The 16,236-nt window shown below is 37.4% G+C and carries 13 protein-coding genes; 4 read left to right on the top strand and 9 right to left on the bottom strand.

The genetic code is table 11. The features are described from left to right. From ASE92_RS10060 to ASE92_RS10045, 4 genes are all read right to left on the bottom strand, one after another. Complete coding sequence (locus tag ASE92_RS10060) at positions 1-1,425, bottom strand: RagB/SusD family nutrient uptake outer membrane protein (protein ID WP_056849953.1); 1,425 nt, start codon at positions 1,423-1,425, stop codon at positions 1-3. 7 nt (positions 1,426-1,432) lie between these two features. Continuing rightward, the gene (locus tag ASE92_RS10055) at positions 1,433-5,035 is read right to left on the bottom strand and encodes a SusC/RagA family TonB-linked outer membrane protein (protein ID WP_235527332.1); all 3,603 of its coding nucleotides are present in this window, start codon (positions 5,033-5,035) and stop codon (positions 1,433-1,435) included. A gap of 43 nt (positions 5,036-5,078) precedes the next feature. Then, positions 5,079-6,218 carry a FecR family protein gene (locus ASE92_RS10050; RefSeq protein WP_056849951.1) on the bottom strand — a complete coding sequence of 380 codons (1,140 nt, stop codon included), beginning with the start codon at positions 6,216-6,218 and terminating at the stop codon, positions 5,079-5,081. A 62-nt stretch (positions 6,219-6,280) separates the two neighbouring features. Continuing rightward, positions 6,281-6,883, bottom strand: coding sequence for an RNA polymerase sigma factor (locus ASE92_RS10045; RefSeq protein WP_056849950.1), 603 nt, complete (start codon positions 6,881-6,883; stop codon positions 6,281-6,283). Positions 6,884-7,187: 304 nt separating this feature from the next. Here ASE92_RS10045 and ASE92_RS10040 point away from each other — a divergent pair, with 304 nt between their 5' ends. Further along, entirely contained in the window at positions 7,188-8,240 is a 1,053-nt protein-coding gene (locus ASE92_RS10040) for an endonuclease/exonuclease/phosphatase family protein (protein ID WP_056849949.1), read from the top strand. A 1-nt stretch (position 8,241) separates the two neighbouring features. Here ASE92_RS10040 and ASE92_RS10035 read toward each other — a convergent pair whose 3' ends face one another. After that, positions 8,242-9,006 carry a hypothetical protein gene (locus ASE92_RS10035; protein WP_056849948.1) on the bottom strand — a complete coding sequence of 255 codons (765 nt, stop codon included), beginning with the start codon at positions 9,004-9,006 and terminating at the stop codon, positions 8,242-8,244. A 132-nt stretch (positions 9,007-9,138) separates the two neighbouring features. On the opposite strand from ASE92_RS10035, the gene ASE92_RS10030 reads away from it, so the two are divergent. Further along, positions 9,139-9,963: an SMP-30/gluconolactonase/LRE family protein gene (locus ASE92_RS10030; RefSeq protein ID WP_056849947.1), complete on the top strand. Its 825-nt coding sequence runs from the start codon at positions 9,139-9,141 to the stop codon at positions 9,961-9,963. A 68-nt stretch (positions 9,964-10,031) separates the two neighbouring features. On the opposite strand, the gene ASE92_RS10025 is transcribed toward ASE92_RS10030, so the two are convergent. Then, positions 10,032-10,592 carry a fasciclin domain-containing protein gene (locus ASE92_RS10025; protein ID WP_056849946.1) on the bottom strand — a complete coding sequence of 187 codons (561 nt, stop codon included), beginning with the start codon at positions 10,590-10,592 and terminating at the stop codon, positions 10,032-10,034. Positions 10,593-10,807: 215 nt separating this feature from the next. On the opposite strand from ASE92_RS10025, the gene ASE92_RS10020 reads away from it, so the two are divergent. Next, positions 10,808-11,422, top strand: a complete 615-nt coding sequence (locus tag ASE92_RS10020; RefSeq protein WP_056849945.1) for a hypothetical protein — start codon at positions 10,808-10,810, stop codon at positions 11,420-11,422. Positions 11,423-11,552: 130 nt separating this feature from the next. Further along, on the top strand, positions 11,553-12,047 hold the full coding sequence (locus ASE92_RS10015; protein WP_056850044.1) for an ankyrin repeat domain-containing protein: 495 nt from the start codon (positions 11,553-11,555) through the stop codon (positions 12,045-12,047). Positions 12,048-12,113: 66 nt separating this feature from the next. On the opposite strand, the gene ASE92_RS10010 is transcribed toward ASE92_RS10015, so the two are convergent. From ASE92_RS10010 to ASE92_RS10000, 3 genes are all read right to left on the bottom strand, one after another. Then, the gene (locus tag ASE92_RS10010) at positions 12,114-14,306 is read right to left on the bottom strand and encodes a catalase (protein WP_056849944.1); all 2,193 of its coding nucleotides are present in this window, start codon (positions 14,304-14,306) and stop codon (positions 12,114-12,116) included. An 11-nt stretch (positions 14,307-14,317) separates the two neighbouring features. Then, entirely contained in the window at positions 14,318-14,908 is a 591-nt protein-coding gene (locus tag ASE92_RS10005; RefSeq protein WP_235527331.1) for a ferritin-like domain-containing protein, read from the bottom strand. 456 nt (positions 14,909-15,364) lie between these two features. Next, on the bottom strand, positions 15,365-16,186 hold the full coding sequence (locus ASE92_RS10000; RefSeq protein ID WP_056849943.1) for an alpha/beta fold hydrolase: 822 nt from the start codon (positions 16,184-16,186) through the stop codon (positions 15,365-15,367). Positions 16,187-16,236: the final 50 nt, after the last annotated feature.

Raw genomic sequence — 16,236 nt, 5'->3', positions numbered from 1 at the left:
TTAAAACGGAAGGGTTTCGTTGGTGTTTAATCTTAAATTGGGGTTAAGTTTCATTGCTCCCGATGGGAATGGAATGATATATAATCTTGAATTAGGGCTCAGTGAATATGTAACCTGAGGAACAGTTTTATTTACAATTGGAAAAGTATGTGTAACTGTCTTAGCATAGTCAGCCTCATTGTTTAACCTTTTTAAATCGAAAAAGCGGTGAAATCCAAGAAGCAATTCTTTCCTTCTTTCTTCAATAATGATGTTCATAGTTTCTTTTATAGTCTTTGGAATCGGAAGGGCGATTGTACCACTTAAAATGCGCTTAGCTCTTAATTGATTAATTATAGCTATAGCTTCTGAAAGACTACCTTCCCGCGCATAACACTCGGCTAACATTAAGTACACCTCAGTGGTTTTCATACCAACAGTTGGATAAAAGAATTTTGTATAATTAACACTGAAATAAGCAGTTCCAGCACCTGCATCAAGTAAACTGGTGCTTGAGGTATTCATAAACAGATTAAATCTTGCGTCATTTGTTCCAAAAAGCTTAACCAGCTCTGGACTAAGAATACATGTATATGCAAAGCTCATTTCTGTATATCCCGTCATATACATAAAGCTCAACACCTCTTGATTTTCTCCTGCTAAAACCGGAAGCATACTGGGCCCACCCAATTTGCTATATGCTACTAGATCATATATAGTATTATTATAACTTAATGATTTCTGGGCAGCTTCTTTAGCCAGAGAAAACTCATGTTTGAATAAATGAATTTTAGCTTTTAAACCATAAGCAAATGCTAAAGAAGGATGATATGGATCAACAGTTACTTTTTGAAGATAAGGAAGTGCATCTTCGATGTCTTTTTGAATAAAATCATATACCTGAGCAACTGTAGACTTTATTGGTTTTGCTTCAAGATCATATTTATCCATAATGCAAATTCCACCATCGGTAGCAGCAGTAGCCGGATCATATGCTTTCGCATAAACATTCACTAACATAAAATGATCAAAGGCCCTGTAAATTTTAGCTTCAGCTTTAGCTAACTGCTTGATATTATCTTCACCTTTACTTCCATCTACAAGTGATATAATTGTGTTCCATCTATTAATGTAAGAGTAGGTTTGATTATAGAAGGATGACCCTGATAACAAATTAGTACGGGCATCACTATCATCAAAGGTAAAATTAATAATGTCAATACTTTTTTTCTGGCCAATCACATAAGATTCACGAATCCATTGATCATCAACCAGGTATTGAAAGTTATTAATTGGATAGGCTCTATTAGGTAGCGAAACCAGTTTATAATAATCTTCAGCAGTTTCTACAACTATGGAACCTGTCGGAATGATATCAGTATATTTTTTGCAACCTGATACTAGAACTACTAATAAGATTACTATGATGTAAGTATATTTTTTCATCTTTTAATTAAAAAGTTACGTTAAGACCAAAAATGAATGTTTTAGGTATTTGCAATGATCTGGTGCCTGAATTTGCAGAATAGGTTTCGGGATCAATATCGTCGCCAGCCGCACTCCAATACCATAAGTTGTTAACCTGACCTGATAAACGAACATTACTGACGTGAATTAAACGGCTAACTTGCTGAGGTAAATTGTAAGATAGTATGATGTTACGCAACTTAATGTATGAAGCATCTAATATCTGAACGTCGGAATATTTCCATAATGAACTCAATGTGGAAGCATAATTTAATGCTGAGTTGGCATAATCGACATATAAACGTGGTAATTCGCTAATCGTATTAGCTGTCCATCTTTGAGTAATATCCTGATCGTAAACAGTATTCGATGATAAATCGGTTACGTCTTTTCTTAATTTATTACCACCCGAGAAAACCAACATTGCGCTTAATTCAAAGCTTTTATAGCTAACTCTTTGGCTAAATGATCCTGAATATAATGGAGTTAAAGATCCCATGTTTACAATAGCGCTTGTATTTGTGATATCTTTTACTGCTGTGGGTACTCCTGCAGCATTGAAGGTAACGTTAGAATTTCCGTTTTCATCTAAAAAGTATGGGTAACCGTTAGTCATACCGCCATAGCGGTAAGCGTATAAAGAATTATACTGTTGGTTGATAAAAAAGTAATTAGTTGGCGCACCTATATATGAATAAGCATTTTGAGCGGCAGTGTTGACTTCCATTACTTTGTTTTTGTTAAAGCCAATTACGAATTGCGAGCTAAACGCTAAATCATTGGCTTTATACCAATCTCCGGTAAGGTTTAATTCAATTCCTCGGTTTCTCAAAGCACCATTATTTAGCACCCTAGATATTGCTCCCACAGTTGGGTCTAATTCTGTACTTACGAGTAAATCGCTACTATATTTGTTGTATAAATCTATACTACCCCTTAATCTGTTGCTTAAAGTCGAAAAATCGATACCGAAGTTAGTTGAGGCAACTTTCTCCCAACGTAACTTAGGATTAGGTAGTGCTGATATGTTAGTATATTGAAGCGATGGAAATAAAACATCATTTCTTAATGTTGCGGTTAAATATGGTGATGAGTTTTGATCAACATTACCATTTATTCCATAGGTAGCTCTTAACTTAAGCATGTTTAACCATTCTACATTTTTCAAAAAATCCTCGCGGTTGGCATTCCAGCCTAAACCAACTGACCATAACGGACGATTTTTGTATTGAGGATCTACACCAAATAAGTCAGCTTGATCTACACGAATACTTCCGGTTAAGTTGTATTTCCCCTGAAAAGTATAGCTCATATTGCTATAAGCAGATAAGTATCTATGTTTAACTTGCTCTTGTTTAGTTGCCAAAGCACTCAATGTACGCGTGCCCCCAATATAACTGGCTACACCTGCAGTACTTAAAGCAGCCGTATTTAGAGTTGTCGAACTTAAAGTAACCGGATCATAACCATACCTTACGGTTTCCAAAGTTCTTGGTGTAAGCGTTTGCCTCATCTCTACCCCAGCAATTGCAGCTATATTATGTTCTTGATTTTTGCCAAAACTATTGTCATAGCTTAATTGATTTCTAAATGTATAACTGTTACTTTTCCTATTGATTTGATAATATCTGCCACCATCGGGTAGATTGCGGGTATAAATGCCTGTTGTGGCATTGTAACTTGTTAAATAATTATAGGCATAACGCATTCTATAACTATTCTTATCATGAAAAGATTCACTATCGGCATTTCTGTTTTCATACTGAAACTGCATGCTATAGCTTAAGCCCTTATAGATATTTGCCTTTACGTTTGCAAACGTTCTTAAATTAATTGCCTTATTTTTAGTTAAACCTTCTTGCATTGATTCGAGAAGATTGAAACCAAATGATTTAAAATTGTTATTATTCTTTAATGTAGAGATTACCGCTGCATTTACCGCACCGGAAGAGCTAAAGCCATCGCTCAAATTCACATAATCAGAATAAACCAAGTTGCCGTTTGCATCAGTGATTTGTGCATATCTCGGCTGTATCAAATAGTTTGTGTAGTCAAAATTGCTTGAGCTACTTGTATTATATGAAGCATTTATCCCAATTGTTGCGGTTAACCATTTTTTTAGGTTAAAGGTAGATTTGTTATAGATATTAAAATTTTCAGAATTATTATACTTCATACGCTCATCTGATGCATCATAGTTTAATGACAGATAGTTGCTGCTTTTTCCGTTGCCAGAGTTGAAAGACAAGTTGTAACGCTGTCTTACTTCATTTTGCCAAACGTTATCAACATAATCTTTAATGTAATCATTCTGCTTCAACTGATTAATAGTACTATTTAACTGAGTGGTGTTGATAGCTCCGGTAGCTTGTTGACGGTATAGTTCGTAAAGTGGTGAATAATACTTTATTGTGCCATTATTAACGTTTCCATAACCACTAAACATGGATTCTGTAGTGGTAAAACGAGCTCTTTCCGTATTATATACCGCAGTTTCATAATCTATCAAATCACTTGTCGATGCATAATGCATTTTATCTATATCAGGTTTTCCCGTAATAAACAAATCAGCATTTAGAGTTATGTTTACACCCTTTGCTTTTCCACCTTTGGTAGCAATTACAATAACCCCATTACCAGATCTTGAACCGTATATTGATGCTGCCGCACCATCCTTCAATACCGTAATTGATTCTACATCATATGGATTAATTTGATCGAGAGTGAGTTCTGAAGGTAAACCATCTACCACAATTAAAGGACTTGTACCTACGTTAGCAGAGTAAGTACCAACCCCGCGTAATACTGGTTGATCTGCATTTAACCCATTAGGATTTTTGGTATACATTAGTCCAGCAACTTTACCCTCTAGGGCTGCTAATAAATCGGGATTAATTTGCCTATTTAAGGTCGCACTGTCAACAACTGCAAAGGAACCTGTTTGTCTTTCTTTCGGTAAAGATTGATAGCCATTTACTACAACATCTGCTAATAAGGAAGCGTTACTTTTCAGTTTAATGGTAACAACATTTTGAGCGGCACTTCTCTCGATCTTTTTTGTTTCTGACAAATAACCGATGTAGTTTACATCTATGTTATTATAATTATTGGATAAACCAATATTAAAATGGCCGTTACCATCTGTGGTGGTATATTTATTGGCACCCTTAATTTTTACTGAAGCTCCCGGAAGCGGCCCACCAATACTATCGGTAACCATTCCATGAACAATGTATTCTTCCGGATTTTGAGCAACCGCTTTTAGTACAATGGTTTTGTTGTTGTTAATCTCGTAAGCAAAATCTTGTCCCTTAACCACCGCATCCATTAATATTCTGATACTGGTGGTACTAAGGCTTAAACTGATGGGCTTAGCTTTTTTCACCAGTTCCGCATCATATACAAATTCATACGAGGTTTTAGTCGAAATTTCCGAAATAACGGTATTCAGCGGTGCTTTAACAAAATTGTACTGGTTGGTTTGCGCCGATACATTTAGCGAAACTAGCATCGCTATGCATAGAAATGCCGACCAGTTTAATAAATAGCCGCATCCCGATCGGACGAAGCGAAAGTAGTGGTTTGTCATAAAATTTAGTTTGGTTGGTTGTTAACTGACGACGACGGGTATCTTACTTCTCTAAAACAATCTTATTCGATTCGATCTCGAATTGGTAACCGGTGGCTTTTGAAATGTTTTCTAAAACCTCATCAATATCCGCCTTGCGGGATATTTTGATGTAGAGGTTTTTCTGCGGCATCGCGGCTAAATCGACTTCAACTTTGTACCAGCGCCCAAGTTTTTGCATCACCACATTCAGCGGAACATCGTTAAACAAAAATTCACCTTTGGTCCATGCTGCAAAATCATCGGCCGAAACATTTCTCACCTCTAATTTGCTGTAGCCTGCAGAAACCTGTTGGTTTGGCTTTAAAATAACCTCGCGACCCGCATTTGAAAACTGAATGCTTCCCTCTAACAATGTTGCGGTTGTTTCCCGATCTTCGGGGTAACTGCTCACGTTAAACTGGGTTCCTAAAACCTTAATTTCACTGCCAGCAATGGCAACAATAAATGGTTTTGCGGCATTTTTAGCCACTTTGAAAAAGGCCTCACCTTCTACAAAAACCTTTCTTTCAGTTCCTCTAAAATCTGTTGGAAAAGTTAGCTTCGAGCCGGCGTTCAGCATTACAATTGAGCCGTCGCCCAAAGTAACTTTGTACTCGCCACCTTTCGGCGTTTCCAGCGTGTTCAGCCTTGAGGCCGTTGCCGAATCAGCATTTACAGCCATGTAAACAATAGTACCATCGGCTTTTGTACTTACCTGAATGCCATTTTTCTGATAAATCGTTGTGTCATGTCCTACCCCAAGTTTGGTCTTTTTACCATTAACACTTAATGTGGCAATTGTAGTTCCTGGAGTAATTTGGTGACCCGGATTTAAAAGCCTGTACGCAAGTAAGCCAAATAGTGAAATGAGGAGGAGACTTGCAGCAATTTTAAGCAAGCTGCCAGTTCTTACCAAGGTTAAAACTTTACTTTTCTTCTTCTCAAAAAGATGTTCAGTAAGTTTGGCATGAACCGCATCCAGACGCTGCTGATTTCCAAGTGCATCAAAGTCTTCGGCTTCAATTTCAGCGGCAATTAAGTTTTTCAACTCCAATTCATCAGCAACTTCGAAATACTGAAAAAGCTGGTTAAGCTCCGCAGCATTGCTCTCATTAGCAATAAATTTTTCGAATAGTTCCGGTTTTGTTGAGTTTTTCTCCATCGTTGTCATTATATATTATGCACGAGATGGACAAACACACTATCGCACTTTGATTTTTTTTGTTATTTTTTTAAATAAGCCAGAATACAGAGCATAATAAACTCCTGAGAATGAAAAAAAACATAGCGTTTTACGTATTTCGTTGCATTTACCAGTTGATTACTCACAGTTGAAGGACTTATTGCTAGAATTTCGGCAGCTTCCTGATAACTTTTACCTTCTAACCTACAAAGTTTAAAAATTTCCTTGCGTTGAGCTGGTAACTTATCTATCGCAGAGTTTAATAAAGCGTAACGTTCTTTGTTAAAAATATAATCTTCGGTTTGATTGTAGAATTCTGCAAAGGTTTCGATCAGGTATTTCTGCATTTTAATGTCTAAAGCTAATTTTCGATAGTAGCCATAAACCGTATTTTGCGCAATGGTAAAAATCCAGCCTTTAAAAGATTTAGATAAGTCGATATCATTCCTGTTTATCCAAACTTTTAGAAAAATATCCTGCAAAAGCTCATCAGCAACTTCATTATTCTTAACCATGCGCTGCAGTTTTGGCAATAGCAGCCGGCTATAAGTGGAATAAATGAAATCAAAACCCTCCCTGCGACCACTTTTTAAGTGTTCGAGGTATCTTAATTCGTCGCTATCGTTCAGATTTTCAAGGGACATTTTGTCAAAGCTACAAATTATGCTAATTAAATGTTAAGAAATCCTGAAAGCACAACCAATATGAATTAAATTTAAAGAATTTTAGCCATATTTTACATTAAACAGATGCCCTTGAGGAATTTACAATTGAAGTTGGCATCTGCAAACTTTCGTTATTTTTCCGTCGAACATTCAGACAGATTAAAAATTCAAGGTTGAATCAACTATTTCACGTGTTCAAAACAAACAAAGAGGTGTTAAATACGTTCTAAAAATTGTAAACTAAACTTAAAGCGCTCGGTCGCCTGCCGAACTTTCCTATTTGATGCATTCAGTTCTATTTTCTTTTAGTTTGTTGATTATCATTTCAACACTCATTCCATTCATCCGTCACGACTTCTGGATTTTCAGGGTGTTTGAATACCCAAGGTTGCAAAAGCTGGCATTAAACCTGGTGCTGGTTGGGATTATATTTTTATTTGATTTTCCAAAAACCACAGTTGATCTCGTTATTATAGTTGCTTTATTGCTTAACCTTTTTTATTTATTATATCTGATTATTCCCTTCACCATTTTTGGTAAAAAACAGATTATTGATGCTAAAAACAAGGAAACTTCTTCTACCCTAAAATTATTCATCGGAAACGTTTTTCAGGAGAATAGAAAAGCGAATGAATATCTTACGATCATCTCCGAGTGCAAGCCGGATGTGGTTCTATTGGTAGAAACCGATTTATGGTGGCAGCAGGAAATGGATTTCCTAAGCAACGATTATCCACATCAAGTTAAAATTCCGCTGGAAAATACCTACGGAATGCTGTTATACTCTAAATATGAATTAATTGATGGTCAGGTAAATTACCTCGTCAAAAGTGATATCCCCTCTATTGAAACTCTGGTGAAATTACCATCAGGACAGTTGATTAAATTGTTTTGTTTACATCCAGAGCCACCAGTACCGCAAGAAAATCCTCGATCTACAGAGCGGGACAAAGAGATTTTGTTGGTGGCAAACAAAGCAAAAGTTGATAAATACCCAGTTATTGTGATGGGCGATTTGAATGATGTGGCCTGGAGTTATACCACTGAATTATTCGGTAAAATTAGCGGATTGCTTGACCCAAGACGTGGCAGAGGATTTTTCAACTCCTTTAATGCCAATTATTTTTTCTTGCGTTTTCCATTAGATCACATCTTCTGCTCAACAGATTTTACGCTTAACGCTATCAAACGCTTGGAAAATTGTGGCTCCGATCACTTCCCTATGTGCGTGGAATTGCAACATAACCCGAAGGCAGAAAGCCAAAATGAAAAACCGCAAGCCACACAAGACGATCTTGAACTAGCAAAAGAGAAAGTTAATGCAGAAGTAGAGTAAATTACTTCATTCGATGGTAAACCTTTTTGCTATTGCTGGTAGATAACATCATTCTGGCTGGCGCTGCATAAAAGCTTACCGATGATTGCTTTCTACTTAAAGGATCAACAAAAAATAGACTTTTACCTTGCGTGTACCACTCCATCTTTTGGGCTTTACCATTTCCATTGGCATCAACTATAACATCTTTGGTTCCGCCAGCGCTTTTTCCAGACCAAGCAAAGGCGCTTCCATCCGCATTGAGCGTAAGAAAATAATCGGTAGAAAAAGATGAATAAAACTCTCCACTCCCACTGCTGATAACTTCGGTATTGCGCCAGGTGCCCAATAATCTCGAATCTCTTTGCTTAGTTAAATTGGCAGTGTTTAGCGCAATAATTTTAGTGAGCTCCATTTTAACCACCTGGTTATTATATTCTGGAAAAGTAATCGAAAAGAATAATTTGTTTGATTTTCGTTCTCCATAAAAAGCATAGACTTTACCACTAATATCTTCGATAATTTTCCCACTGGCAATATTTTTTGAAGCAATGCCCGAAATTTTGGCTGATTCTCCATTCAGGATTAATGATCCTGAAACCTTAACTCCATCGGCTTTCAAATTAATTGAAATGGCTTTAGCATTATTGATTCCTTCATAATTGCCTACAAATAATGGCGAAACTTGCTTTACCACAATTGCTTTTTTAACCACTTTTTTGTTTTGTGCATCTGTTTCACCGTAAGATGAAAGCATCAAAACAAGCAATAATATTTTGTACAACATAACCCTCTTTTATTTTCACTAAAATTGCCACACATCACGGTAGGATGCAATACCTCAAAGGGTGATTTCCATAAAAGTTTGTATCGGGATGTTAAATTTTATATTTTGCTAATCATCCTCCAAATTTAAAACATGAAATACATTTTGTCCACGACATTGCTTTTTACAGCATTATCTTTAAATGCTCAAAGCACCAGTCTGAAAGAGATATGGAAGTCTAAAGATCAGCTTGCCGTACCGGAATCGGTTGTTTATATCCCTCAAAAACAACAAATGTATGTGTCACTGATTGATGGTGCGGCGAATAAGAAAGACACCAAAGGCGGTATCGCCATTTTAAATCGAGACGGAAGCACTAAAAATTTAACCTGGATTACGGGTTTAAATGCACCAAAAGGAATGGCGATTTACAGTGGAAAGCTTTATGTAGCCGACCTTGATGTGGTACATGAGATTGATACTGCCACTGCTAAAATCACCGCAACAATAAGAGTTCCGGAAGCTGTTTTCCTGAATGATATTGCGATAGATAGACTTGGAATAATTTATGTTTCAGATACGAGAACAAATAAAATTCATCGGATAATTAACAACAAAAGCGAAATCTATTTGGAAAATGTAACAGCTGCTAACGGTTTAAAATTTATTAATAACGAACTTCATGTGTTGTCAGGCACAAAATTATTAAAGTTTAACAAGCATAAAGTTGCAACTCAAATTGCTGAAGATTTGGAAGCTTCTGGCGATGGCCTCGAACCTGATGGAAGGGGCAATTTTATTGTTACCTGCTGGGAAGGAATTATTTACCACATCAAAAAAGATGGCAGTAAGCAAAAGCTTTTGGATGTGAGAGGTAAAATGAACACTGCAGATATCGGCTACGATCCGAAAAACAAAATGCTTTATGTCCCAACTTTTAATGCCAATTCAGTGATCGCCTATAAAATGGAATTTTAGCATTATGCAATAAATAAAAAAACCGCATCGAAACATTTCGATGCGGTTTAACATTACTATAGGGATGATTATTTTGGCATTAAAACGGTATCGATTACATGGATAACACCATTTTTTTGATACACGTCAGCGATTGTAACGGTACTCATACCACCTTTTTCGTCTTTCAACATTAATTTTTTGCCTTCCATCCAAGCCCAAAGTTTACCACCTTCAACTGTAGTTAGTTCAGCTTTTCCTTTACCAGCTTTAATTGCTTTTGCAATTGCTTTGCTATCTAGCTTTCCTGATACCACATGATAGGTTAAGATTTTGGTTAACGTTGCTTTATTTTCTGGTTTAACCAATGTTTCAACTGTACCTGCTGGTAATTTAGCAAAAGCACTGTTTGTTGGTGCAAACACGGTGAAAGGGCCCGCTCCTTTTAATGTTTCTACTAAACCAGCTGCTTTAACTGCTGCAACCAATGTAGTATGGTCTTTTGAGTTCACTGCATTGTCTACAATGTCTTTCGATGGATACATTGCAGCACCGCCAACCATTTTGGTTTTTTCCTGAGCCTGAACTGATGTGTTTGATGCAATTGCGATAGCTACTATAGCCACTGCCGATAAAAATAATTTTTTCATGGTTTTTGTTTCTGTTATGACATGATGTACGCAAAAGTGATGAACCCCGGATTTTTTAAAATCAATTTTAACATCAAACAGTTGATTAACAGAATATTAAATTGAAATAAATTGATCAGAAGCGATTTAAAGAGGAAGAAAAAGCCAATCAGCGCTGGGTATATATAGTGAATTAAATACTTTACATTAGGTATCTAAACTTAACAATACTCTTTATGAAAAGAATTCTATTGATGATCGGCTTCCTGGCAGCATTTAACGCATTTGCTCAAACCGATAGCCTAGAATTAACCGGCCATATTGAATTTACCGCGAACAATAAGTATGTTTTCATTTATGATCTAAACTCAAAAAAGCAATATTTTCAACCAATAAATGGAAAGGATTTCGCGTTTGCATTTAAAAAACCATGTGAAATGGAAAATAAGCAAATCGCTATTTTTCTAGGCCCAGATTCGACTAAAACTTATGAAGAAGCCAAAAAGATATATGCTTTCCTGCCGAAATCTTATCGAATGTTGATTTTTGAAAATAACACCACCATTAACATTGCTGATGAAATTGATAGCGCTCAAGTTAGAGCTGGACATTTAAACATTGATTTGGATGATATGAACGCGACGATCAGAAACAAAAAATACCTGGAGTTTTTCTCAGCACATCCTGATGCTACAATTGCAATCACCTTTCTTAAAGTCTTATTAAAACTTAGGGGGCACCGGATGTTTAATGAACGTGTTGACTATGAAAAGTGCTTTTCGGCTTTGAGTAATACACTGCAGCAGAGCTCAGAAGGAAAAGAATTGAAGATACTTGTGTACGGAAAATAGCTTTTAAAACTTTTGAATCATAGCAAGGTTGTACGGACATGAACGACATAAACTTACTCATTATACCAGCTGCAAGAAAAGGAGAAATTGAAGTTTTAAAACTTTTGAATCATAGCAAGGTTGTATGAACATGAACGACATAAACTTACTCATTATACCAGCTGCAAGAAAAGGAGAAATTGAAGTTTTAAATGAATTGATTCACCGCAATGCAGACTTAAATTTTCAAGATGAAAAGGGATATACGCCTCTGATCATCACTTGTTATAATAATCAACCGGAAGCAGCCAAATTATTGATTGAGCATGGTGCCAATATCGATGCTGCTGATTTCGGCGGCAATACTGCTTTAATGGGTTCGGCATTTAAGGGTTATATTGGCATTGCCGAATTATTGATTAAACATGGGGCAGACTTAGATTTGAAACATGGAAACGGAGGAACGGCATTAATGTTTGCAGCTATGTTTGGTAGAAATGACGTTTTGCAATTACTACTGGCTAGCGGTGCTGATGCCAATTTAATGGATAATAGAGGACAACATGCGTTGGATTTTGCTGCGATGCAGGGGAATGAGAAAGGAATTGAGTTGCTGGAAGCGCATTTGGCAAAAATATCAGGATAACATTGACTATTTACAAAACCTTAAAACAAAAAAAATGGCGCCAAATGGCGCCATTTTTTTTTGTGATTATGCTGGAATTTTCCGTGGATTCTCACGTTCCCAAAAGCGATGGAGGGCAATCATTTCAATAAATGTACTTGTTAACTCTTTCAAATCTCCCGAAACTATAACCCCTTCTCTCAACACCGTTTCTTTCGAATATTCAGCTGGCAACTTCTTATGGAAATAAGTAGATTCTAACACCTGTATGGCTTCATTATCTGCGGCAATGGCCTTGCAATGCTTAAACGCTTCGTTTAAAAAGTGTACGGCGTTCGCTTCTGCCTCTAAAGTGGCTACACTATTCGCACCACCAGCAACATAAACCGCATCATATAACACCGAAGCTGCTGTAAGAAAACTTTCGTCAGGAACAATTTTTTGATCTCCTTCAGAAATGATTTCTCCTAATTTTGGAGCGATGATGTGTACTATGGCTCCTTCTGCTACTAAAGCAGTTTTAACGGTGCTTATTGCTTTTTCATCTACGCCATCAGCTGCCAAAATTGCGATCTTTCTTGTTTTAATAGTGTCCTTCACCGTTCCGGCCATACTCAATGCATCAGATTTTGCCAAACTTCCTTCCGGATTTTCAGAAGCATAATCTGCTCGATCAGCATCTGCTGGAATACTATTATTTAAATCTTCTAAAGCAATTTCTGGAATATGTAAACCTAGTGCATAAGCAACTTCCGCAGCTAAACCTCTATCAATTTGCGCCAGAACTGCCAACATGCGCTCACGAATTTCTACCGCCTTAACCTTACCAAGCTCAAAACTTAGGGCATCGATAATGTGGTTTTTCTCTGGATCGCTTTGCGAATTAAAAAACAATCTCGCTTGCGAGAAATGATCAAAGAAGCTTCTGCTTCTTGCCCGGATTTTCTTGGCATCGATTCGTTCGTTATAACTCACGAAACCACCATCAGCAGCTTTTACTTGCTGAGGATCTTGATTAGCAATACCGTTTGGACCGTAACTTGTTTTGCCGCGGTTTATCGTTTGGCGCATATAACCATCTCGTTGATTGTTGTGCACCGGAACTACCGGACGATTAATTGGAATTTCGTGAAAATTTGGTCCACCTAAACGGATAAGTTGCGTATCGGTGTACGAAAACAACCTGCCTTGCAATAATGGATCATTAGTAAAATCTATCCCAGGAACTACATGGCCGACATGGAAGGCCACCTGTTCTGTTTCTGCAAAGAAGTTATCTGGATTCCGATTTAAGGTCATTTTTCCAATTCTTTGAACAGGAACCAGCTCTTCTGGGATAATTTTCGTTGGATCGAGAATATCGAATTCAAACTTAAATTCATCAGCCTCTGGTACAATTTGAACGCCTAACTCCCATTCAGGAAATGCACCTGCTTCGATCGCATCCCATAAATCTCTTCGGTGAAAGTCAGGATCTTTACCAGAAATGTTCTGGGCTTCATCCCAAGCTACGGCATGAACTCCCAATAAAGGTTTCCAATGGAATTTAACAAAGTTGGAAACACCTTCTGCATTTACGAAACGAAAAGTATGCACACCGAAACCTTCCATCATCCGGTAGCTTCTTGGTAATGCCCTATCGCTCATGGCCCACATAATCATGTGCGCAGACTCAGGTAGCTGTGAGATAAAATCCCAAAAAGTATCGTGAGCGGATGCTGCCTGAGGCATTTCGTTATCTGGCTCTGGTTTAACAGCATGTATCAAGTCTGGAAACTTAATAGCATCTTGAATAAAAAATACAGGCATATTATTTCCCACAAGGTCAAAATTGCCTTCCTGGGTATAAAATTTCACGGCAAATCCGCGTACATCTCTTGCAAGATCTGTCGATCCTCTCGACCCTGCTACGGTAGAAAACCGAACAAACACAGGGGTTTCAGCACCAGGGTCGCATAAAAAAGCTGCCCGGGTGAGTTCAGACATATCTTCGTATACCTTAAATACACCATGTGCTGCTGATCCCCGAGCATGTACAACACGTTCTGGAATTCTCTCGTGATCGAAATGAGTAATCTTTTCCCGAAGGATGAAATCTTCCAGAAGTGTGGCTCCTCTATCGCCTGCCTTTAGTGAATTTTGGTCGTCATTAATTTTAACGCCGTGGTTGGTTGTGAGCTTTTGTCCAGTCGAATCAGCCACAAAAGCTTCTAATTTATTGGTTTTATCATTTTCCTGCTGTGCAGGCGCTGGACTATTTTCAGCATTTTTCTTTGCCATATTTTTAATCTTTATGCCTCCTCAGCCGCGTTGTAATTGATTTCGTTTTCTGCAATATCAGTTAGTTTTGTATCCGCTAATTTTTCTTCTTCAAGCGTTTGCGCCAATACATCAGCAACATCTGTTAAACCCAAAGTAATGGCCAATTGATGAAGGCCGCCATAACTGGCAATTTCATAATGCTCTACTTTCTGCGAAGCGAGAATAATACCCACATCTCTTGTTGCAGTTCCAGGTGGCGTTTCTTCAACAATTCCTTCCGCTTCTTTAGTTAAACCTTCCATGGCATCGCATTTCTTGGCGATGACCTTTTCGCCCATCAGCTCAAAAACCTGCTCTAGTCTTTTTACATGCGTTTTAGTTTCTTCTAGATGAGAGGTGATCGCTTTCTTAAGCGAATCCGCTGTAGCTGCCGAAATCATTTTTGGCAAGGCTTTAACCAGGTGGTTTTCTGCCCAATATAAATCTGCAATTGAATCCTTAAACAAATCGTTTAAGGCCGGAGAATCGTCAACAGTTGTTTTAGACGCGAATTTTGGATCGCTTCCTGTGTCTTTTGTTTTCATGGTATGTTCTGTAGGGTTGCTTTCTTTTACAACCATAGATTTTACCATTAAGTTTTGCTTATTAATTAAATCTGAAAACGGATAAAATTCTTAGAATCTATCTAAAACTATATTAGTTATTTACAACCTGAAATTTGGAAGGACATCCAGTGTCAGCAGCTCGCTAAAGGCGGATTTGTTCATTACGAGCAGTTAGTCGCAATGAAATTCAGCAACGAATTTATCAAAGACATATCAATCTGATAGAGAAAAAAAATTAAATAAGAATGGTAGTAAAGGGCTATATAACGCAATAGCAACAATAGCTAAATTTACAATGTCAAATTAGGAGCATCTAGTTTAACACGGGACGATCTATGCCTGGATAGGATAGAAAGATAGATTGCAAACCATAACATCTATAATATGGTTTGTTTCAGATAAAGCCTTTCAGAAATGAAAGGCTTTATTTTTATACAAGTAACTGATAATGAAGTTACCAAAATTTTGTGACTATGCTTCAATAAACTCCAAAAGATCTTTATTTATTGTCGCTGCTTCAGTTGTTGGCATTCCATGAGGAAAACCAGGATACGTTTTTATGGTACCGTTTTTCAATAATTTAATTGATTTTAAAGCAGCATTTTGATAAGGTACAATCTGATCATCTTCACCATGCAAAACTAATACAGGAATATCCACTGCTTTTAAATCTTCTCTGAAATCGGTTTCAGAAAATGCTTTGATTCCTTCATAGTGCGCCACAATTCCGCCCATCATGCCTTGTCTCCACCAGTTTCTCTGTACGCCTTCTTTCACATTAGCACCTTCTCGGTTATAGCCGTAGAAAGGAAAAGTTAAATCGATATAAAACTGCTGTCTGTTGTTCAAAGTCTGTTCTCTGATACCGTCAAAAACAGACATTGGAACTCCATCAGGATTGCTGTCGTTAGCCACCATAATCGGTGGAACTGAACTGATTAAAACTGCTTTTTTGGCTCTGCCATTGGCATATTTGTTCACATAGCGAATCACTTCGCCACCGCCTGTTGAGTGCCCGATGTGGATCACATCTTTCAGATCAAGAAACGCTACCAATTCAGCTGCATCAGACGCGTATTGCTCGATGGTATGGCTGTAAATATCCTGACTTGAGCGACCATGTCCTCTCCTGTCGTGAGTGACTACGCGATAACCTTTCTGTAAGAAAAATATCACTTGCGCATCCCAATCATCTGATGATAGCGGCCATCCGTGGTGAAACATTAAAGTTTGTCCTTTACCTTGGTCTTTGTAAAAAATCTCTGTTCCGTCTTTTAATTTTAGTGTACTCATGGTTTCTAAGTTTTAAGTTTATGATCAATATTTATAGGGTTTTTTAATTA

It is taken from the genome of Pedobacter sp. Leaf41, from assembly GCF_001422545.1.
Classification (GTDB): domain Bacteria; phylum Bacteroidota; class Bacteroidia; order Sphingobacteriales; family Sphingobacteriaceae; genus Pedobacter.
Note: the sequence above shows the minus strand (reverse complement) of the source record. Positions and strands in the feature narration are given on the sequence as shown.